Source organism: Enterococcus sp. AMC1252 (genome assembly GCF_058216515.1).
In genome coordinates, this window is sequence record NZ_CM177097.1 from 152,746 (window position 1) to 177,608 (window position 24,863).

Annotated in this window: 22 protein-coding genes; 16 read left to right on the forward strand and 6 right to left on the reverse strand. The window is 36.2% G+C overall.

Features of this window, described 5'->3' with window-relative positions; all coding sequences use genetic code 11:
- Positions 1-4 precede the first annotated feature (4 nt).
- The 11 genes from AC4BB5_RS00700 to AC4BB5_RS00750 all read left to right on the forward strand — a co-directional run bounded on the left by AC4BB5_RS00700 (position 5) and on the right by AC4BB5_RS00750 (position 10,340).
- Entirely contained in the window at positions 5-805 is an 801-nt protein-coding gene (locus tag AC4BB5_RS00700; RefSeq protein ID WP_490457545.1) for a WxL domain-containing protein, read from the forward strand.
- Between the two features lie 31 nt (positions 806-836).
- The gene (locus AC4BB5_RS00705; RefSeq protein WP_490457546.1) at positions 837-1,622 is read left to right on the forward strand and encodes a WxL domain-containing protein; all 786 of its coding nucleotides are present in this window, start codon (positions 837-839) and stop codon (positions 1,620-1,622) included.
- 78 nt (positions 1,623-1,700) lie between these two features.
- Positions 1,701-2,777 carry a WxLIP family cell surface protein gene (locus AC4BB5_RS00710; protein WP_490457547.1) on the forward strand — a complete coding sequence of 359 codons (1,077 nt, stop codon included), beginning with the start codon at positions 1,701-1,703 and terminating at the stop codon, positions 2,775-2,777.
- A 69-nt stretch (positions 2,778-2,846) separates the two neighbouring features.
- Positions 2,847-3,512 (forward strand): YccF domain-containing protein, encoded by a 666-nt coding sequence (locus AC4BB5_RS00715; protein ID WP_490457548.1) that lies wholly within the window; start codon positions 2,847-2,849, stop codon positions 3,510-3,512.
- 23 nt (positions 3,513-3,535) lie between these two features.
- Positions 3,536-4,198 (forward strand): signal peptidase I, encoded by a 663-nt coding sequence (gene lepB / locus AC4BB5_RS00720; RefSeq protein WP_490457549.1) that lies wholly within the window; start codon positions 3,536-3,538, stop codon positions 4,196-4,198.
- A gap of 16 nt (positions 4,199-4,214) precedes the next feature.
- Entirely contained in the window at positions 4,215-4,835 is a 621-nt protein-coding gene (gene lepB, locus AC4BB5_RS00725) for a signal peptidase I (protein WP_490457550.1), read from the forward strand.
- Between the two features lie 18 nt (positions 4,836-4,853).
- A complete protein-coding gene (locus AC4BB5_RS00730) occupies positions 4,854-7,451 on the forward strand; it encodes a YfhO family protein (RefSeq protein WP_490457551.1) in 2,598 nt (865 codons plus the stop codon).
- A complete protein-coding gene (locus AC4BB5_RS00735) occupies positions 7,448-8,422 on the forward strand; it encodes a DUF5067 domain-containing protein (RefSeq protein ID WP_490457552.1) in 975 nt (324 codons plus the stop codon). Before AC4BB5_RS00730 ends, AC4BB5_RS00735 begins: the two co-directional genes overlap by 4 nt.
- On the forward strand, positions 8,419-9,156 hold the full coding sequence (locus AC4BB5_RS00740; RefSeq protein ID WP_490457553.1) for a hypothetical protein: 738 nt from the start codon (positions 8,419-8,421) through the stop codon (positions 9,154-9,156). Before AC4BB5_RS00735 ends, AC4BB5_RS00740 begins: the two co-directional genes overlap by 4 nt.
- 101 nt (positions 9,157-9,257) lie before the next feature.
- Positions 9,258-9,848, forward strand: coding sequence for an immunoglobulin-like domain-containing protein (locus tag AC4BB5_RS00745; RefSeq protein ID WP_490457554.1), 591 nt, complete (start codon positions 9,258-9,260; stop codon positions 9,846-9,848).
- A gap of 318 nt (positions 9,849-10,166) precedes the next feature.
- Positions 10,167-10,340 carry a helix-turn-helix transcriptional regulator gene (locus AC4BB5_RS00750; protein WP_490457555.1) on the forward strand — a complete coding sequence of 58 codons (174 nt, stop codon included), beginning with the start codon at positions 10,167-10,169 and terminating at the stop codon, positions 10,338-10,340.
- 1,182 nt (positions 10,341-11,522) lie between these two features.
- Here the strand turns inward: AC4BB5_RS00750 and AC4BB5_RS00755 are convergent.
- Positions 11,523-11,855, reverse strand: coding sequence for a GHKL domain-containing protein (locus AC4BB5_RS00755; RefSeq protein ID WP_490457556.1), 333 nt, complete (start codon positions 11,853-11,855; stop codon positions 11,523-11,525).
- A 1,000-nt stretch (positions 11,856-12,855) separates the two neighbouring features.
- Between AC4BB5_RS00755 and AC4BB5_RS00760 the strand changes: the two genes are divergently transcribed.
- The gene (locus AC4BB5_RS00760) at positions 12,856-13,329 is read left to right on the forward strand and encodes a hypothetical protein (protein ID WP_010761948.1); all 474 of its coding nucleotides are present in this window, start codon (positions 12,856-12,858) and stop codon (positions 13,327-13,329) included.
- A gap of 287 nt (positions 13,330-13,616) precedes the next feature.
- On the opposite strand, the gene AC4BB5_RS00765 is transcribed toward AC4BB5_RS00760, so the two are convergent.
- On the reverse strand, positions 13,617-14,264 hold the full coding sequence (locus AC4BB5_RS00765) for a FusB/FusC family EF-G-binding protein (protein ID WP_490457557.1): 648 nt from the start codon (positions 14,262-14,264) through the stop codon (positions 13,617-13,619).
- Positions 14,265-14,582: 318 nt separating this feature from the next.
- Here AC4BB5_RS00765 and glmU point away from each other — a divergent pair, with 318 nt between their 5' ends.
- Positions 14,583-15,965, forward strand: a complete 1,383-nt coding sequence (glmU, locus tag AC4BB5_RS00770) for a bifunctional UDP-N-acetylglucosamine diphosphorylase/glucosamine-1-phosphate N-acetyltransferase GlmU (protein ID WP_490457558.1) — start codon at positions 14,583-14,585, stop codon at positions 15,963-15,965.
- A gap of 69 nt (positions 15,966-16,034) precedes the next feature.
- On the opposite strand, the gene AC4BB5_RS00775 is transcribed toward glmU, so the two are convergent.
- The 3 genes from AC4BB5_RS00775 to AC4BB5_RS00785 all read right to left on the reverse strand — a co-directional run bounded on the left by AC4BB5_RS00775 (position 16,035) and on the right by AC4BB5_RS00785 (position 17,736).
- A complete protein-coding gene (locus tag AC4BB5_RS00775) occupies positions 16,035-16,466 on the reverse strand; it encodes a DUF1433 domain-containing protein (protein ID WP_490457559.1) in 432 nt (143 codons plus the stop codon).
- A gap of 189 nt (positions 16,467-16,655) precedes the next feature.
- Positions 16,656-17,099 (reverse strand): DUF1433 domain-containing protein, encoded by a 444-nt coding sequence (locus AC4BB5_RS00780; RefSeq protein WP_490457560.1) that lies wholly within the window; start codon positions 17,097-17,099, stop codon positions 16,656-16,658.
- Positions 17,100-17,289: 190 nt separating this feature from the next.
- The gene (locus AC4BB5_RS00785) at positions 17,290-17,736 is read right to left on the reverse strand and encodes a DUF1433 domain-containing protein (protein WP_490457561.1); all 447 of its coding nucleotides are present in this window, start codon (positions 17,734-17,736) and stop codon (positions 17,290-17,292) included.
- Positions 17,737-17,795: 59 nt separating this feature from the next.
- Here AC4BB5_RS00785 and AC4BB5_RS00790 point away from each other — a divergent pair, with 59 nt between their 5' ends.
- Both AC4BB5_RS00790 and AC4BB5_RS00795 read left to right on the forward strand, forming a co-directional pair.
- Entirely contained in the window at positions 17,796-18,932 is a 1,137-nt protein-coding gene (locus tag AC4BB5_RS00790) for a Tle-like phospholipase domain-containing protein (RefSeq protein WP_490457562.1), read from the forward strand.
- A 15-nt stretch (positions 18,933-18,947) separates the two neighbouring features.
- Entirely contained in the window at positions 18,948-19,361 is a 414-nt protein-coding gene (locus AC4BB5_RS00795; protein WP_490457563.1) for a hypothetical protein, read from the forward strand.
- 77 nt (positions 19,362-19,438) lie between these two features.
- Here AC4BB5_RS00795 and AC4BB5_RS00800 read toward each other — a convergent pair whose 3' ends face one another.
- Entirely contained in the window at positions 19,439-23,230 is a 3,792-nt protein-coding gene (locus tag AC4BB5_RS00800; protein ID WP_490457564.1) for a 5'-nucleotidase C-terminal domain-containing protein, read from the reverse strand.
- Between the two features lie 472 nt (positions 23,231-23,702).
- On the opposite strand from AC4BB5_RS00800, the gene AC4BB5_RS00805 reads away from it, so the two are divergent.
- Complete coding sequence (locus AC4BB5_RS00805) at positions 23,703-24,674, forward strand: ribose-phosphate diphosphokinase (RefSeq protein ID WP_086314993.1); 972 nt, start codon at positions 23,703-23,705, stop codon at positions 24,672-24,674.
- Positions 24,675-24,863 lie beyond the last annotated feature (189 nt).

Below are 24,863 nucleotides of genomic sequence, written 5' to 3' on the forward strand. Positions count from 1 at the left end.
GTATATGAAAAAAATTCATTTGATTTCGAAGCTGTGCTATCTCTTGGTAGGTCTCATCCTATTTCATCCTATTACTGTACAAGCTCAGACTGACGGAGATATGGGGATTGGGTTTAAAGGACTAATAGATCCAAAATTTGGTGTATTAGATCCAGAAAACCCAACTAAGGAATTAGAATTTGAAGGAGACTATAGTAAAACGACAGGTCCTTTAAGAATTGACTTTGTTCCAAATATTAGTTTTAGCAGTAATAAAATAGCTGCAAAAGAAATGAGCTACTCCGCAGATGCCTTGCTATTTAAAGGCGTTATAGCACCTCGTGGAAATTTTATTCAAGTTTCAGATTACAGAGAGCAACAAACGGGCTGGAGTCTGCAAGTACGTCAAGAACAACAATTTACCAATCAGAATCAAGAGAAGAATCAGCTTAATGGCGCGATCATCTCTTTTGATAAATCTTGGATCAATACGTCAAATGGTACAAGTATAAATCCTACTGTTTCAAAGGAAGTAATTCGTTTGAACAATATAGGAGAAACATATACCTTGGCACAAGCTGCCAAAGGGACAGGTGGCGGGACGTGGAGTGTGATTTTTGGCGCATCACAAGATAATTTGATGAACAATACGCCCACTTTAAAACCACGATTAGATAAAAAGGGGAATCCAATTGTGGACTCTTCCAAAGGAAATCAAACTGTATATATGAATAATGCAGTTCATTTATCCATTCCTGGGGCAGCAAAAAAAGAACCAGGAACTTACTCAACGGTGCTGACTTGGATTATTTCTGAGTTACCATAAATAAAACATATTACAATAGGAGGAAACACAAATGAAATTAACACACAAATTATGCAGCGCTGTACTAATGGCAGCTGTAGGAGTAGCAGTAGCGATACCAGGAGTTACAAAAGCGGATGATACAACATTAAAAGGCGATATGGATATCCAATTTACACGTAATACAAAAGATGACACAGATACATCTAGAACGGATATCACAGATTCAGATGGTAAGCAAGACACTGAACTTGTCTCTGGTACCATTACACGTCCTCTTAAACCTGTTGTTTTTGGTATTCAAGATGTTACACCGCTAAGCTTTGGTGAAAATGCGGTCGTTACAGACGGAAATGACCGTACATTCTGGGCTAAAAATTATACAGAAGACAAAGGCATGATGGCGAATAGTGTCGTAATCAAAGATGTCCGTAGTGTATTAAATCACAACTACACATTAACAGCTCAAATTACAAAACCAATGACAACAACTGTAAAAGAAGGCTCAGAAACAGTGGAGCGTACTTTATCAGGTGCAAAACTATTGTATAGAAACATTGGTCGTAAAACAAACGTGGCAGAAGAAATCGCGTTGCCAACAAGTGCTGTTAAAACAGAAGCAGAAGTAACTGAAAAAGATCCTGTACCAGTGGTTATCAACAATGGAGCGAACAAAGACCAAGGTCAAGGGCAAACATATATCCACTTTGGTAAATTAACTGCAACAGGTGAAGAAGCTTCAGATAAATCAGTGAAGTTGACAGTTGGTAAAGAACAAACGATTTTTGAAGGTGATTACAAAGGCGAAGTTACTTGGGTAATGACTGCAGCTAAATAATACGAATAACAAACAAATACTTACCGACCTATTTAGGTCGGTAACGTATTTTGAAAAAAAGTCAGAAAGGAATCAATTATGAAACAATACTTCAAGCAAGGCATATTCTTTCTAATATACATAAGTTTTCTAGTAAGTATGCTGCCGCAAACTACATATGCAAAAGAAGAGAGCGCTGGGATCGGGTACAGCTATAAAATAATCAAACCTGAAAATCAAATAGGAAATGCAGGGTATTTTGATTTGCGAATGGCGCCTGAACAAAAACAAACAGTAGCGATCGAACTATATAACATGACAGACAAGGAATTAACCATCGATCTGGCTGTAAATAGTGCAAAAACGAATAGTAACGGTGTTATTGAATACGGACCAACAAAAATCGAAACCGATCCTTCGTTGAAATACGATATAAAAGAGATCATCAAGGTTCCAGAAAAAGTCACACTACCACCAAAAGCGACAGAAAACGTACCTGTTGAAATCTCGATGCCAAAAGAAAAATATGATGGCCAGATTTCTGGCGGAATTTATTTACAAAGAGCTGAGACAGATGAAGAGAAAAAAACAGATGAAAACGCGAAAGGTGTCGTAAATAAGTATGCTTTTATTGTTGGAATGCTTCTAAGCGAAACCGATACGAAGCTACAACCAGAATTAGCATTTAACAAAATATCTGCTGGCTTAACCAATTACCGAAATGCCTTTTTAGTTAACTTTTCCAATACGGAAGCGACTTATGTAGAAGGAATGACTGTTGATACTAGAATTTTTAAAAAAGGGTCAGATGAAGTGTTATATGAAACAAAGAAAGAAAATTATCGAATGGCACCAAATTCAGCTATGACATTCCCCATTAATTTAAATGGAGAGACGTTCATTGCGGGAGATTATACTGGACACATCATCGTGACTGCAGGAGACAAACAGTGGGAATGGAAAGAAGACTTTAAAGTGACACAAGAAGATGCAGATAAATACAATGCTGAGGATGTATCGTTGATCCAAAATAGAGGGATCAATTGGAAGATGATCGCATTGATTACGGGAATTATCTTAGGTACTTTATTCGTCATCTACTTAGTGATCCATTCTGTTTCCAGCAAAAACAAACAGAAGAGAAAAAGACCTAAGAAAAAGCCAAGAGAGCATTAGATTATTAATCTTTTACCAGTCAAGCTAGAACGAGCCTGCGATGCTTTTAATTTAGAAAGGAGCTAAATGATGACACTATTGGATTGGCTTTTTGTTGGGTGTTGTTCGGCCGTCCTGATAACCTTCATGACAAGTATCTTTTCATTCATACAATTTTTTATTACAAATAAAACGTTTAACGAATTAAAGAGAAAACGACCAAAAAATAAGCAAAAGAGAAAACGTTGGTTTCGGACATGTCGTTTAGTAGAGAACAAGAAAATAGTACAGCTCAAACGAGGAATCATTTTGATTACGTTGAGTGTGATTTTTGGTAGTAGTGGTTTCTACGCACGCTATTATCAATTGACGAATTTATCATCAACTGACGGAACGATCATTGTTCAAAGCTATTTCATCACGGATGAAGTGAACAAGCAATTGTTAAGTCTGCAAAACGGGTCAGAGGTCGAAAAATCCAAAGAAAAACTAATGGAATTTAGTTCCCTGCTGGCATCTTATGGTAGTTCAACCCCGTCGAATAGTTTATCTAAAGAAGGCCAACAGCTTTTAAATCGTTATTATGTCCAGTTACGAGAATATGGCACGAATATGTATTCACTAACGATCGATCAGCTGAACGACCAAGAGATTGTTTCAACCTATACGGAGGATTTAAAAAGAATCAAGCAATCCCAAAAGAATCTATTCAAGGCATTCAGTGTGGATGAACTGGCGTTAAAACAGAAAAAATAAATAGTAGATAAAGGGGTCTTTTTATGAGTGCTAAAAAAAGTGACAGACCACACTCACGACCTAAAAAGCAAAGAAAAAAAACATCAGCATACTCGTTGAACAAGCAGCGTACAACCAACCAATCATTTTCTCGAAACAGGCATAAAAAGAATAGAGTTACGTTTATTCATCGAATCCTACTTGAGTCAATGATCAGTATCATCTTAGTAGGAATTCTTTTATCCATCGTATCTTACTTCGCTTTTTCTTTTGCCAAAGTTGAAGGCTATTCGATGCTACCCGTCTTGAATAATGGTGAGTGGGTTTTCGTTAATAAATTAGCAAAACCAAAACGGTTCAAGCTAGTGTTACATAAAGAGCCAAAAAGTAAAGAAACCTCGGTCAGACGGGTGATTGGTTTGCCGGGCGAAGCTATTTATTATAAAAATGATCAATTGTATATCAATGATCAAGAAGTTTACGAACGCTTTTTAGAAGTAGAAGTTCAGCGAGCCAAGACTAGTAAAAGTTTTTATACAGAAAATTGGATCACAGAAGGATTCGTTCCCAAAGGAAAGTATATTGTTTTAGGTGATAACCGACCGTATGCTGCAGATAGTCGGGACTATGGTTACATTGATGAAAAAGAGATCGTCGGTGTGGTCGAAATGAGAGTGATGCCGATTCACCAAATCAAGCAGTTTTAAAAAGTGAAAAGAAAGGATGGTTTCAATAAAAAAGAACAGACAAAAAGAGTATGGCAGAGATGTGACAATAGAAGCACCAAACAGCGTTCATCGCCCTATAAAGAATGGTTGTTTTGTTCTAATGCTATTTCTTACTATTTCTTTTCTAATAAAAATAACCCCCCACATGGTGAACGGTGAGTCGATGCGGCCTACGTTGCAAAATAAAGATCGCCTGTTTGTTGTCAAAAAAGCAGAGCCTAAACGATACTCATTAATTACGTTTCAACCAAAAGAACGTGAAAATGAGTCCTATGTAAAACGAGTGATCGGTATGCCTGGAGATCGGGTTTGGCTAGATCAAAATACGGTCTATTTAAATGCTCAAATGGCTGACAATAACCCTACTCCTGCAGATGGAACCAACCTTTCCGGTGCTGATTTACCTGATGGAACGGTAAAAATACGTGTTACATGGGAGGTTGCGGCTAAATTAGCAGGCTTGTCTGTTATCCCAGAAAACCAATTTTTTGTTTTAGGAGACAATCGAAGACATTCATCTGATAGTCGTGAGCTGGGCTTGATAAATAAGGAAAAGATCGAAGGGGTCGTTAAGTTTAGGTATTATCCACTTAACCGAATCGGCTCGATTGAGTAAAGAAAAGCGAGGGTATAAATGAAACAACAAATAAAATTAAGTTTAAACAGAAATAGTGTAGCAGCCGTACTTAGTTTTTGTCTTCCCGTTGCAATCATGGCTTTCAGCTATTTTCGATTAGGTATTTATCCGACCAGTGATCGGACGATATTAGCGAGTGATGGGTTTGGCCAATTGGTCAATTTTTATTCAGGATTTAATAACCTATTACATGGAGAGCAATCTTTATTTTATACGTGGAATGGGTCTTTAGGACTAAATTTTATTTCATTGATGAGTTACTACATAAATAGTTTATTTAGTTTTTTCGTGCTATTTTTTGATAATATCCATATGCCTGATGCGATGTATTTGATTTTATTAACAAAGATCGGTGCAATGGGTGTCACATTTTGGATTTTTGCCCATCAAACCTTTCGATTACCCCAATGGACGAAGGTAGCGCTCAGTGTGTGTTATGCATTGATGAGTTTTACAGTTGCCTATTCGATCATGTTGATGTGGCTGGATGCGTTGATTTATCTACCCTTGATTTTATTGGGGATTCAACGATTAATGGATCAAAAGAAATTGAGTTTGCTTTTCATTTCGTATCTTTTATTGTTTGTGAGCAATTATTATATGGCTTTTATGGTTGGTGTATTTAGTTTTTTATATTTTGCTGTTCGACTATTGACGAATTGGCCTCGGTATAAAGGGTCGATTTTTCCTTATTTTGTCACATCATTGCTTGCAGGCGGTGCTTCAATGATTATCATTCTTCCTTCTGTAATCGATCTTAGAACGAATGGGGAAAAACTGGACGGTATCAGTAGCTTCTTTACAAATGACCTTGGACCGTGGGACTTTGTTGTAAAAAGTATGTCTGGGGTATACGATACATCGAAATTTGGAAGCGGACCGTTTGTTTATATTGGCTTAGTACCACTTATTTTTTGCCTCTTCTATTTTGTCAGCAAAAAAATTCCATTAAAAAATAAACTACTATATGGCGGCTTATTATTTTTGCTGATCGCCAGTGTTTATCTTCAGCCATTGAATTTATTATGGCAGGGAATGCATTCTCCCAATATGTTTTTGTTTCGATATAGTTTTTTGTATTCGGTTTTAATCTTACTGCTAGCTGGATTTGGATTGGAAAAATTTGAGAAAAGAGACTTGAATCTAGTAGGAAATATTAGCTTTGTGGTTATGGGGATTTTTATACTCACAACGATTGTCTCAAATAAAAAAAGATATGGGTATATTACACAGGAATCTTTGATCGTCACAAGTATTTTATTAGTCGTTTATTTGGTGTTGTTTTTACTAAAAGATAGAGAACATAAGTATAGCTGGCTACTGCCAATCATAATTGTTGCCTGTATTTGTGGAGAGCTTTTGTTCAACACACAGCAGATCATGGCAGGGATCAATAGAGAATGGGGGTACACGAGTAGGGAAAAGTATACGGATGCCTATAAAGAAATCACTCCATTAGTAGAAAAAGCTAACTCTGAAGGTGATTCATTTAATCGATTAGAGAATTTAGATGAAATTAGTCGGACAGACAGTTTTAATTACAATTATTCAGGCGTTACGATGTTTTCTTCTATTCGTAATCGTAAATCCTCACGTTATTTAGATCAATTAGGCTATCGTTCACCAGGAACAAATCTAACGATTCAATATAAAAATAACACGATATTGATGGATGATCTGCTCGGAGTGAAATACAATTTGGCTAAAAATGATCCTAAAAAATATGGGTTTAAGAAAATTGCAGACCAAGGACAGTATGGTCTCTATGAAAATAAAAATGCTTTACCACTAGGAATGCTCACGGATAAAGGGATTTACCAAGCAAAAAACAATGAAAATCAAACAGCGCTGATGCAGCATTTATCCGAAAAGAACGAGGACTTGTTTCAATTTACGGATTTAAATGAGGTTTCCCGTAAAAATATGCTGATTCAAGAAGCAGGAGAGTTTACCTACTTTTCAGAAGAGCGTAATACAGATGAAAAAAGTATTACATGGGAAGTCAATATTCCAGAAAAAACACAAGCATACTTGAATCTAGATGCCAGAGCCTCAGGTGATCTGAGTGAAGGAGCTGTAGAAGTCAGTGTTGCTGGATATAAAGCAACAAGCACAATCGCAACAACAGGTTCGTATCACAATCTCGGCTATTATGAAAAAGACGCCAAAGTCAAAGTAACCGCAAAATTCACCGGCAGTTCAGTCGTGAAATTGATTCGACCGTCCATCTTTATCTTAAAGACAGATGTTTTAGATCAAGCAATCAAGTCAATCAAGGACAAAGCAGTTTCTTTTGAAGTAAACGGCAATCAAGCAAAGGCCAACGTCACGCTAGAAAAGGAACAAATAATCTTTACAACCATTCCGTATGATGCTGGCTGGCAAGCACGTGTTGATGGAAAGCCGGTAGAAATCAAGGCGGTTCAAGATGCCCTGATCACTATCAAAGTCCCTAAAGGAAACCATACCGTTCAATTGACATATTATCCTAAAGGAATGAAGCTGGGGGTGCTATTATTTTTGAGTTGCTTGCTGATATTTTGTCTATATAGTTATTGTCTCAAAAGGAAAAATAGAAAGGAAGAACTTAAATGAAAAGAATCAGCACCATCCTTGTAACTGTTGCTCTGAGTGTATTCCTTCTAGCAGGTTGCGGCAAAGCATTAGATAAAAAGGTCCAGCATTTTAAAAATAATGGTGTTTCATATGATATGCAGCTGCCGTCAGGTTGGGAAGCAGATAAAAAAGTAAACGACGCATATGGTCTTCAAACAACATTTAGCGCAGAAGACACGAAAAGCAATTCAGTTCTATTTATTACGACGGTTCCTTTAACGGAAGTAGATCAAAAAGAGTTCGGTAGACAGACCAGAAAAAAACTAAAGGAACGATACAACTATAAAAAAGAAAAAGATATTTATATGAAGGAAATCAAAATTGATGAGCATCCCGCCTATAAATACACGTTAAATACAACGTTTAGAGAAAAAAATGTTTGGGCTCATTTTTATTATATCTGGACGGATCACAGCTTTGTTCAAATGACCTTTTATTCTGCGGATGATAATTCGTATGAAAAACGTTCTGAAAGAATCGATGAGGCTGTAGCGACATTTAAAGAAAGCGATTTTGATACGTCAGAATCAGAACAAGAACAAGTCGAGCAAGAAAAAGCAGCAGGTGATATCATCACGATCGAAAATGACAGACTTAAAATGGAAACCACCGCAGTCAGAAAATTAACAGGTATAGAGCAAAAAAAATTACTGGCCATTCGTTACACGTTTACTAATTTAAGTGAAGAAGCGGTTCAACCAGCTAGTTGGAGTGACTATGTGACCGCTAAACAAAACGGCAATGTTCTTTCTCTTGGGACACTACCAGAAGATTCCTCGCTGTTAGATGTAAAAGAACTAGTCGCAAAACAATCACAAGATATTAGTCAGGATGAAAGCGTTGAAAGTGTCGTTCTTTACGAATTGATTGATGATAGTCCGGTTGAACTGAACGCTTCACAAGAGGTATTTCCAGGAACCGCACCGACTAGAGTGGTGGTGCCAAAATGAAGAAAATTAGAGGGATCATCTTATTAACAATCGTTCTCATCTTGACAGGATGCACGAAAGCTGGAAGATACGACCATTTTACAAAAGAGGAACAATCCTTAAGTTGGCGTGGGGAACGACAAAAGTCTTTTGGAGACTCTGATTACTCAAACCTAAAAACAGAAGAAGAAGCATTTGTTTTAATCAAAGAGAAATACAAGCTAGCTGTTCCAGATTATTATGAACAATCAAAAACAACACTCAAAAAATATCTGTCATCAAAAGCTGTTCAAGCCAGCGATGCGCAATATTCTGTTTTTGCTAAAAATAAAGAACTAGAATTTCGAACGATTTATCCTTTTTATAAAGAAAAAGAATTACAAATCATTGCAGAAGTTCAGCTGAATTACGCTTTTTCGTGTGATCAAAAAGAAGCGTATCTAAAATCTCAACTAGTGAAGATCAAGATAGCACCAACTAAAGGAACCTTACCAAATGATAATCTAAGTGAATGTATCAAGGCTGTAGGGGAGAATATGCAGCTACCTGAAAAAGTGATTCAAAATGGCTTAGCAGGCTATGAAAAAAGAGTGAAAGAAACGAGTGGAGCAATAACAGATGACTATTTACCAGTCGTTTCAACAGCTGCCAGCTTAAACAAGAAGCAGGAATTTTTTAAAGAAATAGCTCTTGTTTACGATCAGGAAGGCACCGTTAGAGAAATTTATTCAGAGATTTCTGATCAGAACGAATGAGGCTGATAGTTTAACGATCATAATGAAAGCAACACAAGTTTGGTTTATTCGTTTTAATAAACGATTAACATAAAAAAATAGTAACAAGAAGGAGATTTTTTATGAAAAAATTTAGTAAGTATGTCATCGCATCAACTGTTTTAATGGGGGTAGGATTCAGCGCAGCACTCGCACCAGAAGCAGTAGCAGCAGAACAAAATGTACAAAGTAAAGCAACTAAAGGACTTGAATTTAAGGGCGTCGATGCTGTAACGGTCGCTATGGGGAACGAATTCGATTCTAGAGCAGGAGTATCATTGGTATCAAGCACAGGGAATGTCAGTCCTAATGCACAAATCTTGGTTTCCAACAATCACGTGAATGTTTATAAAGCAGGAACGTATGAATTAACGTATGTTGGTTTTGATGGTCAAGGAGACTATATTTTCAAAAACAGAAAAGTAACGGTAACGGCTTTGACTGATAACAAACCTGAACTAAAAGCAAAAGGGCAAATTATTTTTAGAGGATCATCATTCAACCCTCTAAGTTTCGCAACGGCTTGGGATGCAGAAGATGGGGATATCAGTAAAAATATCAAAGTAAGTGGTCAGGTGAATACGTCTGTTTCTGGTATGTACTCAGTAAATTATAGTATCACAGATTCAGCTGGGAATTCTGATAGTCAAACAATCAAGTTCTATGTGATGTAAGCTAAAAGAACGGATGATTCGTTCGTATCAAGGATAATGTTAGTAAATGAAAGAAAGTGGCTAGGAGGATCGTGTATCCTTAGTCACTCTTTTTCATTTGATTTACCTGTTTTCTATTGTTTAGGTTTCAGAGTAAAGAATGGTTGATCTGTGTACTTTCAATAAGTGTGGAATTGTGTGTGTTTTCCAAAATATGTATTAAATTGTTGGTATTTTAAATATCAAAAAAATGAATTGTAACTATTCAAAATCACTATTGTTTTTTCTAAAATAAAAGCCCTATAATAAGTGTATAGTATAACAAGTAGGGAGAAGACAATGGTTACAGAAGTAAAAAAGAAGCGAGAACAATTGAATTTAACGCAACAAGAGTTAGCAGATATGTTGTATGTAACGAGACAAAGTATTTCAAATTGGGAAAATGGAAAGAGTCATCCGAATAGTGATATTCTGAAACAATTAAACAGGATTCAGTTAAGCTATAAAAAATAAGAACAATGGTTTTAAACAAGAAAAACAAACAGCTGTTTATCTAGTAATAGTAAAAAAATGGTTGGGTTGTTTCTAAAGTGATAAACAGCTGTTTGAAATTCGCAGGTTCTGCAGGCCTGCGAACTTTTTATTTAACGACCCATCTTCCGCCAGACGGATTGCTAAGAATACGGATAGACTAAAAAACAATCGTTACGTTGCACCATTCAATCATGTAAACTTAAGAAATTTTTTATTTATCTGTTCTAACCCATTTATACGCATTGACTTGGCTGCCTTTTTTGATTGAAGGGGCAACATATGGTAGTGATCGATCCTAGTAAATCCGCTCGCAAGCACCAATTGGTAGAATACCAATACGAAAATATCGTATTGAAAAAGGAGAGAGCGGTGCTTGCTATTTATAAAAAGAGCGAAAAAATACGGCATTAGCTACCAACTAATACCGTGCAAAAGTGCAACAAATAACCACCAACTACTTCAATACACTCAAATCTGTAAAAAGTACTAGTATTTCTTACAAAAATTGAGTAAAATGAAAGAGTCGATATGCAAATATTGACTAGGGCAACTTATATTATTAGTTTTGGCTGATAATATGAGGCTCTGTATTCGGGTGACCGCCCTTTTACAGAGTGCCTTTTTATTTTGTTTTTCGCTCTAATTACCTGATGTTAAACACAAAAAAATGATATTAGTCAGCTACTAATACCATGAAGCGTTCGTTAAATAACCATTCACTATCATTATTGAGTAAGTAAAAAAGAATGGAAATCTGTTCTTACTTTTAGTACAATAAGGGTAGTCAATAAGAAATTATTGGCGAGGCAACTTGTATTATTAGTTTTGGCTGATAATACAGGGCTCTGTTTAGAAGATGACCGTCTTCTGGCAGGGCGCCTTTTTTATTTTATGTTGTAAATTTATTCTAACGTAAAGAGGTTAGGATAGTCAATAGAATATCGTGAAAGAATTCAAATAGTCAAAACTGTCCCAAAGAAAGGACAAGTTTGACAATAGAGAGGTATGTTAACGCATATCTCTCTTTCCATTGTGATAAAAAAGCTTAAAGTGAAAACGGATTACGTACATATTGATTGTTTTTTTGTCTGATTGCAAAAAAATGAAAAGCAATCCAGAGCGGTAATAGTTAAAGTAGTGGTAAACGTCGTAGGATCTTTATTACTCGTGTAGCGAACGTTTTTTGTACTGTTTAAGACTTCTTGAAAGAATAGCAAGACCTATGTCTTTATGATTCTTTTTAAAAATCGATAGATAGATTTTATCATCCAGAGGTAGATAAGAATTAGCCACAGTAATCGTTGTGCTAGTATTATCTTTAGAAAAATGGATTTGAACTTGCGGCGCTTCTGTTTGTTCAACGGCCTCAAGCGCATTGTCTAGTAAGAATGATAAAATGCGTATCAGGTATACAGTGCTGATTTCTATATCCACGATTTGATTCCAGACTTGTAGGTCAAGCGCAATATTTTTTTTCAAGACAATGACTGACAAAATTATTTAATAGCCCTTGAACGGATGGGGTTTCGATTAAGGGCATGGCGTGAAACAGACTTGGGCTAAGAATCTCTGTAGAAAAATCGGTAATAACTTTCACTAAATCAATTGCTTTGTCAGCTTCTAAAATGTAGAAATTGGTTTTGATTATTCACCCCAGCTTTAAGTTCTAATATCCTTTTTGTAAAACTATTTTTCAATAAAATACAAATATTATTATGGTGAAAAGTGATTATATCATAAAAGTATGATGGTAAGCGCTTGCAAGTGTGTTCCTTAAAAAGTACTTAAATGGTAAGTTAATGTTATTAAAAGATTTTACCCCTTTGCCGTTTTCTGATGGATCCAAAGCGCTATAAAAAAATCTGGTTTTCTTACTTCATTCCTTCTTTCTTAGCAGGTGGCGCTTCTATGAGTAAAGAGATCGGAATTTGGAATCTACCTGTCAAAACGATGGTTGATGTCAATGATACGAGTTGATATGGTAGTATCTCATTCTTTTACTTTGGACTGACTGGTTTGTTTTTTTCCTCTTTTATTTTTTAGCACTGACTTCATATACTGTATAGGTTTTTGTTTATGCTGCGAGTGTTTTATTGTCCAATCGGCGTCGTTATGAGTATCTAGATCATTGGTCATCAGGGGTGACTTTGCTATTGTTACTTCTATGATATGGAGTTAGGTCTATCAAAAGGGAAAGTGAAGCGTCAGTTTATTTGGTGCAGTATTGTGCGGAGTCTCTTATGGCAGAATGACGTTGAAGTAGACCAATGGGCAACAGCAGAAAAATTATTTTATTTAGTAATGATGAGGAAATGTAAGGAAAGAAACAAGTCTCACAATCAATGCGCATTTACTTTAATGAAAATCGGGAAATGCGATAAATTTATGGTGTGGTTGTCGACTATACAGAATAATAGTGAATAAAAACTAAATAGAAGGTTGACTCTACTCAAGAGTGATGATTTTTATTTCACTAGAAAAAGGAGAGTATGTTATGAAAAAAATGATTTTGTTTTCGGCAGTATTATCTTTAACAATTTTCGGGGGGCTGTTGTCTTCTAATACAGAAGCTTCAGCAAAAACAGTTGTAACAACAAGTCAAAATAGAGATGTTGAATTCAATCTATTAGTAACAAAAGCGGGAGATGTAAATCTTCAATTATACAACGTTCGAGCAATTAGTATTAATCAATTCAATTCTAATCTTATAAAAATTGGGCTTCATATGAATAAAGCACAATTAATTCAATTTATAAACGTTTCACAACCTATCATTGATAAATATGAGGATGAACGTTTGAATAACATGGACTATCTAAAAAAAGAAGCAGCTACTCTTTTAACTAAGATGCGTCATTATGGCTTTGTTTCTGAAAGTGAGTTTTGGGATCAAGTGATAGTAGTTAGTTCAATGGAGAAAGCTGAGTTGAGAAGCTGGGTTCTTGAGCACCGGACTTCATTTGTTTAATTATTAAGTAGCATTAGACTCTAGAGTAGAGTCAACCTTCTGTTTAGATTTTAGGATGAAGCTTTTTTAAAGGAGAGATCCATTAGACTCCTCCTTTTGACAGAATAAATCATTTTAGTTTAAAGAGAAATAGCTAGTCAATCTAATCATGCCAACTAGTCAAATAATTCTAAAAATTGGGGCTACTTGATAAAAACATCAAGTTGCCCCAATTTTTCCTTGCCAATAGCAAAATTGAGAAAGTCAAAAAAATAAAAACCTAGAGGCGATTTCCTCTAGGTAATGTTTTACTTCATAAACTTCACATTCTGAACAAACGCTTCTAACTCTTCTCTACGCTCGATATTCTGGTTACATTTCTCACTATCGTAGCAAATATAATTCCCACGCTTCGTGTACATACCATCACCAGATTCTTTCACTTTAGACAGAAACATCGCAACTTCTGACGTTTCATGGCAAATCGGGCAGATGCCTTTTTGAGTCGTAGGAGAAATTGTTCCGGAAACACCGACGAGCTGTCCGTCGATTGAAGCGATAATAAATTTCTGCTGTTTCCCACTATCATTCCAACTATAAAAGGTATAATCTCTCAAATCCATTGTTTCCCACTCTGGAATTTTCAATTTCTTCGTCTTTTTGAAGAGCTTTGTCAGTTGTTGTTTTGAAGGCGGATCAAACGGAATAACCGCTTCTTTTAACCCATCCAAATACTGTTCCAGTCTAGGTTTAGAAGTCGCCGCTTCTAAGAATCCTTCTAATAATGGTTGGAACAGATCTTTATTTGCGCCAAACTGTTCATTGATTTTCTCAAGAACGATCGCTTGCAGTGTTTTAACTGTATTTTTATCATTTACAGATAAATGTGCTTGTAGCAAAATATTGGCTTGTTTTCTAATAAAATTAAATTGATATGGTTGTATTTGTTTTGTCATAATGGATTTCCTCTCTATCATTCAAGTGATAAAGTACTTTGCGTAAAGGCAATCCTTCAACAACCAAAGCACTTTATTATTTCAAACCTGAATGGGCTTTTGATCGAGATACGTGTTTTTGAATTGGTATCATATTATCACCCCGCTAACATAATTTTCCTTTATTATAACGCAAACACGCAAAATTATAAATTGGTATAGTAAAAAAGCAATTGGTTCAGTTGAAAAACCGCAAAGAGTAAGCTAAACTAAAACATGGCGCTATTTTAAACTGAAAATAAACGATTGAACATAAAACAAATATTAGGAGTGAAGCAATTGGAAAACAGATATGTCATCATCCTTGCTGCGGGTAAAGGAACACGTATGAAATCAAAACTTTATAAAGTGCTGCATCCTGTCGCTGGAAAACCAATGGTAGAACACATCATGGATCAAGTAGAAAAAACAAATCCAAGTGAAGTTGTGACGATTGTCGGTCACGGTGCAGAGGCAATCAAAAGCCATTTAGGGGAACGTAGCCAATATGCTTTACAAGCAGAACAATTAGGAACTGGACATGCAGTGTTACAAGCAGAATCACATTTAGCAGGGAAACAAGGCACAACTCTTGTGATTACAGGAGATACACCACTTTTAACTGCTGAAACATTGGCGAATCTGTTTGATTATCATCAAGGCAAAAATGCCAGTGCGACAATTTTAACAGCTCACGCTGAAGATCCAACTGGATACGGCCGTATCATTCGTGATCATGTGGGCATTGTAGAAAAAATCGTAGAGCAAAAAGATGCGTCTGAACAAGAAGCTCGTGTTCAAGAGATCAATACGGGAACGTTTTGTTTTGATAATGAAGCCTTGTTTAATGCCTTATCTAAAATCAATACTGACAATGCACAAGGGGAATACTATTTAACAGATATTATTGAAATCCTTAAAAAAGAAGGCAAAACAGTGGCTGCCTACCAAATGGCTGATTTTGAAGAAGCGATGGGAATCAATGATCGTGTAGCTTTAGCTGAGGCGAATAAAATCATGCACCGCCGTTTGAATACAATGCATATGAGGAATGGTGTTTCATTCGTTGATTCTGATTCAACGTATATTGATGAAGGCGTTGTGATTGGCTCAGATACGGTGATTGAAGCCGGTGTTCATTTAAAAGGCAAGACAGTCATCGGTGAAGATTGCTTTATCGGTGCTCATTCTGAAATTGTTGATAGTGTAATCGAAGATAACGTAAAAATCACCCAATCCGTTGTAGAAGAAAGTATTATTCGCAAAAATGCGGATGTTGGTCCATTTGCTCATATCCGTCCCAAAGCTGAAATTGGTGAACGAGTTCATGTAGGGAACTTTGTGGAAATCAAAAATGCGACCGTAGCAGAAGATACTAAAGTCGGTCATTTAACGTATGTTGGTGATGCAGACTTAGGGAAAAATATCAATGTAGGTTGCGGAGTAGTTTTCGTCAATTATGATGGGAAAGATAAACATCGGACTAGCGTTGGAGATCATGCATTTATCGGGTCATCAACAAACTTGATTGCACCTGTGAACGTTGCAGCGAATTCTGTTATTGCAGCAGGTTCAACGATTACAGAGGATGTGGCAGAGTTTGACTTGGCGATTGCTCGGGCTAGACAAGTGAATAAAGAAGGTTATGGGAAGCACATGCCTTATATGATTAACGAGAAATAAGAAAAAAGATGACTGCCAAATCCTAGGTAGTCATCTTTTTTCTTATTTATGATAGTGAGTTGTTAAAATTCATTCAGTGTACGCTGAATTGGAGAACCAAGAACTAGAGTTTTCTTCACTGCTTTCTCGGCGTTCCTTTCGTTGAATCTTCTCTATTTCAGAAACAGAATATGTTTCTCCGTTTTCAAATTTTGCATTCTCTCTATCAAATGCGCCATTAATTGCAATATTCCCTTCAAATTCTTTTTGGTAAGGCATAATATCTGCTGAAAAATCATTTTCTTTATCATCATTAAAATAACCATAAAAGACTAATGTTCCCATTGGATTTTTTTTAGTTTTAGTAAAGGTAAGTGAATCGAGATGATAATTGTAATTAAAAAATAATTTGATTCGTTCTTTTTGTTTGTTCGTATAATTGTTATAGCTGTAGCGATTCAATCCTGCTATACCTACTACCATTATTCCTATCGCAATCAAAAATTTATATCTAGTTTTCATAGTCAATGTGTCCTTTTTATATCAGAATTATTCATAAGCATAACAAAAGGAGAGCCATTACCATGAGCAAAATTGATAAAGGCTATTTCATTATAGCTTCAGAAGATTATCCAGTTTGAACTGAAGTTGAAAATTTTTTCTAGTGTTTGTGATAATCTGTTGTTCTAAAAAAGTATGAGTTGTTAAAATTTATTCACTATACTTTGATAACCCTGTTGAATCGGAGAACCAAGAACTAGAATTTTCTTCTGTATTTTCCCGGCGTTCCTTTCGTTGGATCTTCTCTATTTCAGACACAGTATAGGTTTTTCCATTCTCAAATTTTGCATGATTTCTAGCGAAGGAGCCTGTCATACCATTGTTTACTTCAAATTCTTTTTGATAAGGCATTACGCTTCCTATAAATTGATTTGATTTATCAGAGTTAAAATAACCATAGAAATCGAGTGAACCCATAGGCGTTTTCTTTGTTTCTGTAAAAGTAATAGAATCAATATTATAATTGTAATTAAAAAATAACTCGATTCGTTCTTTTTGTTTGTTCGTATAGTTGTTATAGCTGTATTGATTCAAACCTGCTATCCCTACTACCATTATTCCTACTACAATCAAAAATTTATATCTAGTTTTCATAGTCAGGGTGTCCTTGTTGTATCAGAATTATTCATAAGCATAACAAAAGGAGAGCCATTACCATGAGCAAAATCGATAAAGGCTACTTCATTATAGCTTCAGAAGGTTATCCAGTTTGAACTAAAGTTGAAAAATTTATCTAGTGTTTGTGATAATAAGCTGTTCTAAAAAAAGTATGACTTGTTAAAATTCATTCACTATACTTTGATAAACCTGCTGAATCAGAGAACCAAGAACTTGAGTTTACTTCTTTATTTTCTCGGCGTTCCTTACGTTGAATTTTTTCGATTTCAGAAACAGTATAGGTTTTTCTATCCTTAAATTTATCATTTTTTCTCGAAAATTCACCATTCATGACATTGTTCCGTTCAAATTCTTTTTGATAAGGCATTACACTTCCTATAAAGCTATTTGATTTGTCAGAGTTAAAATAACCATGGAAATCGAGTGAGCCTATAGGAGTCTTTTTTGTTTCTGTAAAAGTAAGTGAATCGATATTATTATAATTGTATTTAAAAAATAGTTCGATTCGCTCTTTCTGTTTATTTATATAATCGTTATAACTGTAGTAATTCAAACCTGCCACCCCTAGTATTATTATTCCTATCCCAATTAAAAATTTATATCTAGTTTTCATAGTTTTTGTGTCCTTTTTATGTCATAATTGAATATAAGTATACCATAAGGAGAACAACAATGCGTAAGACAGATAAAGATTTTTTTGATATAACTACTGGAGCGTATCAAGGGTTACAAATTGGAAAACAAATTGAAGGTTTCGACGGTATTATGTATGAAGTAGTGGAGGTTTTAAATAACCCAGATAAAAATGGGGCAGAAGGAATTGCAGTAGCTCCTATTGTTAATGGAAAACCAGACCTCGCTAATATCACGATTTCGTATAAAGGAACCAATCTTGCTGATATGGATGGTGACCTAAGTGCTGATGTCCAACAAGTTACCATGGGTCAAAAAGATAAATACCAAAATGTACATGTTCCTGGGACAACCATACGTGTTCCAGTTGAAGTCAATAGTCAATTCGATACAGCATTAGCTTTTGCTGAACAAGTAAAAAATGATCCGCGCTTCAAAAATGCAACATTTGATTACACAGGACATAGTCTAGGTGCTGGTTTAGCTTCTTATGTTGCTGCTGAGTTCGGAGAGTATGCTACAGTCTTTTCAGCCCCAAATATTTATCGGTTATTGAGTGAAAAAGCAAAAAAATGGGTTGATGCTGGACATGCCACCGACAAGATTACAAATTACACGCATATGAATGATAGTGTGGGAAATTTTGATCAATTTGGTATGCCTTTAGTTGGAAAGCGGGTCCTCACTAAAAGTAATAAAGAGTTAGAAACGTTTATCATGAGTTTATTAACGTTAGGTGGACATCCTACCGATACTTTCATGGATATGTTTAATGGTGATGGAAGTATTATGCGTCTATTTGCTCCAGCATTACTTCGGGCGACTGCTGCACAATATGATGACATGAAAAGCACTGCATTAGGGATTAAAAAAACAATTGAACAATATGAATGGGATGAAGGCGAAGAAGTGATGGCTTTACAAAAACATATCCGTAGTGAAGCCAGTGGCGGAGCTTATTCTGAATTAGAAGATCATGAAATTCAAGATATTTTGAAATCGGTCGCACCATACTCTAAGGGGGATCAATACTATGCTCATGATCCAGAAGTTGTCAAAGAGTTAAAGAGTAAGATGGTGACAATTGGAGATCATCTAGGCGAATTTGCCCATAGTTTACGGATGGCAGCTGTTAAAGCAGAAGCTGCAGATGAACAAATAGCAACATCGTTTTAATGAAGGGGAGAAAAAATGAATGGATCAGGTATAGATTTGAGTATTGGTGTAGCGTCATATAGTGACGTTATTTCAAGTTTACAGCAAAAAATTACGTTTGAATCAAGCTTAAAGGAACCAAATTCAGCTACAGTTACGTTATATAAAGTCCAACTAGAACAATACCAAAAGTTAGAGAAAAAAAGACTGCAAAAAATAGCATTACAAGCGAAGTGCGTCAGTGTATTTACCCCATTGAAGGAAGAAGCTGCTCAAATGCAAAATAAAATAAAGACAGAGCAATTTGATCTAGGACGTAGTGTGGAAACATTTGTTCAAAATGCTCCAGATATGGTAAAAGGACAAGCTGGCAATGCGTTTTCTCATGAGGTATCAGTGATGAGAAATAGTGTCATTGAAGCAAGTGGTATGTGTGAAGCTGTTACATAGTAAAATAATTAAAAGTTTGACATTGACTTCACGAAATAGAAAAGATGGTCACCCATAGTTGGTGACCATCTTTTTAGTTATCCTATTTCTCGTTTACGATTATATTCATAAAAACCATAACCAGAAAATCCAATAATAAGTAATCCTAAACTGCCGTAAGCAACAATTGTTTCACCCATTTTCGGATAATCTGCTGTTTTTCCGCCAGGTTTAGTTGTTTTGATCTCGTCTGGTTTTGTTTTCGTAGGATCTTTTGGATCTGGATTTGGTACAGGTTCGGGTTTGTTTTTCTTATTAAATTCAGCTTCTGAGATGGAAATGATTCGTTCGCCTGGGAAGGCTTCTTTGTATTGTGCTAGATCGATATTTGTTGCTGTATCGTATAAACGAAGAGTTGTTGCTTGTTTCAAATGTTCAATCAAAACTGTATCTAAAGAAGGTCCTTCTTCACGTTCACCGCCTAACATATCATAGCCGTCACCACCTGCAGCTAAGAAATCATTTGTTGCCATATGATAAGTTGCTTTTTCATCGATGGGTGCAAATTTTCCAGTTGTGCGGTCTTGTACTTCTATTTGCAGAATTCGTTCACCAACGATGGTTTTATCCGTCCCATTTCCTTCATCTGCTGGTAGTAGAGAACCTTTTTTGGTTGAGTCATAGTGGACACGAATCGTGCTTGAAACATGCAAAAATCCACCGTTTGCGCCAAGCTTAGGTTGATTGTAGTCATCTAAAATGATGTTGCCGCTTTCATCTTTTTGAACCATTGAACGAAGCGAAAGCTCAAACATTTCTTTGATCTGGGCACCGTTCACTTTGATTTGGGAGATGCTGTTACCGAAAGGCATTACAGCTACAATATCTCCTAATGTCACTTTTCCAGGTTCGATATTTGCTCGAATACCGCCACCATTTGTTACTGCAAAATCAGCTTGATTTTTAAAGCCGTGCTGCCCGTAAGCTAATATGGCATCGCCAATCAGATTTCCTAAATTTGTTTCTCTAGTCCGTACATTGTCACGCTCACCATTAAATTGGTAAGGATTATTTTCAATGACAACTTCAGAACCCCGTGCTTCAAAATTCGCTCTAGCCTGGTCAACTAAGGCTTTAACGGCAGGATCTTCTTCTAAATCTGCTAATGTTTCTGCAGGTGTTAATGAAGCCGTTTTTTTGCTAAGGTCTGTCAAATCCACATTTACTAAACCGACATTATTCAAGTAATTCCCAGTTTGGGTGTACATAACATTTCCAAACTGTTTTCCGCCATTAACAGCTGTATGAGAATGGCCATCTAAAACAGTAATATTCAAATCAGGAAATTCTTTGCTTAGTGTTTCTGCCAAAGTATCGCCACGCCATTCATGTGGAGTTGTTTCATCGATACCTAGGTGTCCAGTAACAACATATGCAGTGATTGTTTCCCCAGAGTCTTTGATTTTTTGGATGGTTTTTTTTGTTTCAATGATTGGATCAGCAAACGTTACATCTTTTACATTATTTGGATGGGTTTTTGTCGCTGTTTCAGGTGTTGTTACACCGATAATTGCATATTTATTGCTACCTTTTTCAACGATTGTAGAGGGTTCAAAGACCAATTTTCCATCTTTAAAAGTATTATTTGATAAGATTGGGAAGTTTAATTCGTCTTTATATTCTAGTGCTGTGTCCAAGCCAAAATCAAATTCATGATTTCCGACAGCCATGGCATCGTAGCCCACTTCATTCATCACTTTGACCATGTCTTTGCCTTTTGAGAAATTAGAAATCGGCAAGCCTTGAAATGAATCTCCTGCATCAATCAAGAGGTCTGGATTGATTACGTTTTTATACGTTTTCAAACGTGCCGAACCTAAAACATCTTTTCCGTTGCCTTCTAATCGTCCATGAACATCGTTGGTATGCATGATCGTAAATGTTTCTGAGTTTGGCGCGTAACCGGCATTGCGCACATCTTGTTTCGTGATCGGTTTAACGTTTGGGGTACGACCGTCTGCTGCAGGTTGAGTCTGCAATGTACCATCATTGACTAATTTGACCGCTAAATCACGCCAGTTGTTATTGAAATGATAACCAATCACTTCCCAGTTATTCTCGACTTCTTCGGCTGGATCAAGGGTTTGTTTTTCACGAATATAATCGGCAATCAATCCACGTAAAGTTTCAGGATCAGTAGACTTGATTGGTTCTCCTTTAACTAGACCTTGTGTTAGTAGACCTTCGTAGCGGTAATTATTCATAGCAATCGAGTAGCTTGCCTTAAGATCAACTGGTTTTCCGTCGATCGTTGGGTTGATGATGCGTTGACCATGTGGTTTGGAAATATCGATCTTATAAGAAATGCCTGAAAAAATATCATAGTTATACACACGAATTTTTTCGTTAAAGCTGATCGTTAAGTCGTCAGGCCCCGGTGTATTGTAGTAATCTGCCTGATTTTCCATATATTTCAGTAGATTTTCTCCAGTCATATTAACACTGACCAGTGTATTAGGGTATTTATAAATATCAAAAATAGTAGAATAAGAAATATCTCCTGCGTGTAATTTACTGTCTGCTTTAAAGAGCGCAGAGGCAGCAAGTTGCGCGCCGGTTGCTTTTCGTTGCACATTATTGATCAAAGAGATCATCGCAGTTGGACGTAGTTGAGCTTCTGGAATTCCTTTCACTTCTTCAGCTGGTAAAAAGTCGCCAGTAGCTGTTCCAATTTTTTCTGAGATGAATTCTCTTGTCTTGTCATGGTATTCTTTTGTTTCTGCTTTTAATGCTTCATCGGCTGGAACTGTTTTAGTACTTACGATAGCAGTATCACTGTTTTTAACTTGCCATTTTCCATCATTTTTTTCGATATCAAGGTCGATTTTGACCATCTCTGTTCCGGTGTCTTTAGGTCCAGCCACAGGAACAAGTCCATGTGGGCCTTGGATTTTCTCAGCGAAAGAGCGGTGATCGTGTCCTAAAATATAGGCGTCGATACCGGCTACATTATTGATGACTTGATCCGCACTTGCAGAGGAATCAGAATTTTTACGTCCAGCGTGAATCGATGCGACAATAATATCAGTTTCGTTTTTTAATTCTGCAACAGCTTTTTCTGCTTCTTCTTTCAATGGATTGAAATATAAGCTGTCTACTTTTGCGCCATCCCATAATGGAATTTGGGGAGTTGTGAGACCGATGATGCCAACAGTTAAGTCTATTGTGCCATCGCCGTCTAAATCAATGTCTTTTTTCGTTGTTCCGCCAACAAAACGACTTTTTGAGTCTTTAACATAGGTGTTGGCTGACAAGATTGGAAATGCTGCTTCACTTTTGAGCTTTTTGATTAGATCTAAGCCAAAGTTAAATTCATGGTTTCCTAAAACCATTGCATCATATTTCATATAGTTCATTGCTTTGATCATAGGATTTGGTCGATCAATCAACGGTGTTTTATTGTAAAGATCATCTGTTAAAATGGTTCCTTGATTCATATCTCCGTTATCAATTAGAATCGTGCCTTTAGGATTTTCTGATCGGATGTTTTGCACAACAGAACTTACTTGAGAAAGTCCTACTGGTGTTTGTTTATCATCTTCATAAGACCAGTCCCATAGCTGGCCATGGACATCAGAGGTGCCTAAAATGGTCAATTTTTGTGTGTTACTTTGGGCGTTTAAGCTTGTTTGCTGAACCGTTTCTTGTTCTTCTTGGATTGTGTTTGATTCAGTAGAACGTTCTGGAGTAGCTATTGTTGTTGGCGGGATCTCATTACTTGATGTAGCTTCAATAGCTAATGCTGTAGTTGCACTTGTACCTGCGAGTAAAGTGGAAACCATTAATACCTGTAAACCAAGTTGAACTTTTTTCAAAACAGACTTTTTCACAAAATTCCTCCTTAAATTTAAAGCGTAGCGGGCTCGTTCAGTCTCGACTGAAAAATAGGAAATTATGCCTGAGGTGCTTTTTGCCTCATTCATAATTTATCTTTTTTCCGAGAGACTAGCCCGCGAAGCTAGATAGTGACAATGTTCAACAGTTTCTGCGAAACTAGATAATACACAGCGCAATGTTCATAATTAAATACAAAAAATAATGCGCTTTCATTTTTTTGCATCCATTTAAATAGTAATATATATATTGTGTTTTGTCATTAGAAATTGTATTGATTTTTCAAAAGAACATGACAAAATATACATATTTTGACTGCTTTCTTTTTTTTCACATGAAGACATGCTGATTTTTATTAGAAAATCGTATTAATTTAGAGGAATGCTTCAAAATCACTTGATTTATTTCGAAAAAGTGACTACTATTTATAAGGAAACTATTGTTCAGTAAAAGAAAGTGGAGGTCCCCATGTCAAAACATTATTTTGATCCAAGATTGAAAATCTTTTCTCTTAACTCGAATCGTCCGTTAGCGGAAAAAATTGCAGCAGCAGTCGGTGTAGAATTAGGAAAATCTTCTGTAAATCAATTTAGCGATGGTGAAATTCAAGTAAACATCGAAGAAAGTATTCGTGGTTCTCACGTTTATGTCATTCAATCAACAAGTAGTCCTGTCAATGATAACTTGATGGAATTATTGATCATGATCGATGCTTTAAAACGTGCCAGTGCTAAAACAATCAATGTTGTAATGCCTTATTATGGCTATGCGCGTCAAGATCGTAAAGCGCGTGCCCGTGAGCCGATCACAGCGAAACTTGTTGCAAATATGCTTGAAAAAGCAGGAGCAACTAGAATGTTGACATTGGATTTACATGCAGTGCAAATTCAAGGATTTTTTGATATTCCAGTGGATCATTTGATGGGAGCACCATTAATCGCAGATTACTTTATGGAACATGGCATTCAAGGAGATGATGTGGTTGTTGTTTCTCCTGACCATGGTGGTGTGACTCGTGCCCGTAAATTAGCCGAATATCTGAAAGCACCAATTGCTATTATCGACAAACGTCGTCCCAAAGCAAATGTTGCAGAAGTGATGAACATTATTGGACACGTAGAAGGAAAAACATGCGTATTGATCGATGATATGATCGATACAGCTGGAACGATTTCACTTGCTGCAAATGCATTACAAGAAGCTGGGGCAAAAGAAGTTTATGCATCATGTACGCACCCTGTTTTATCAGGACCTGCTTTACAACGTATTGAAGATTCTGCAATCAAACGTTTAGTTGTAACTGATTCTATCTACCTTTCTGACGATAGAAAAATCGATAAAATCGATGAAGTAAGTGTTGGGGAATTAATTGGGGATGCAATCAAGCGTATCCATGAAAACAAACCAGTTAGTCCACTGTTTGAAACGAAACGCCGTTAAAAACTTATTGATATAAGTTGACAAGCCTCATTTTTCTGTATATTTACCTACAGAGAAATGAGGCTTGTCTTTTTTTTTGAAAAAATATCAAAATTAGTTTTATAGCAGGAAAATATTGATTTTAAGTCTTTTTTTTATAAGTAAATCTATTACAAGTCTTCACCCTGACAATTGGAAAACGGTTTATCT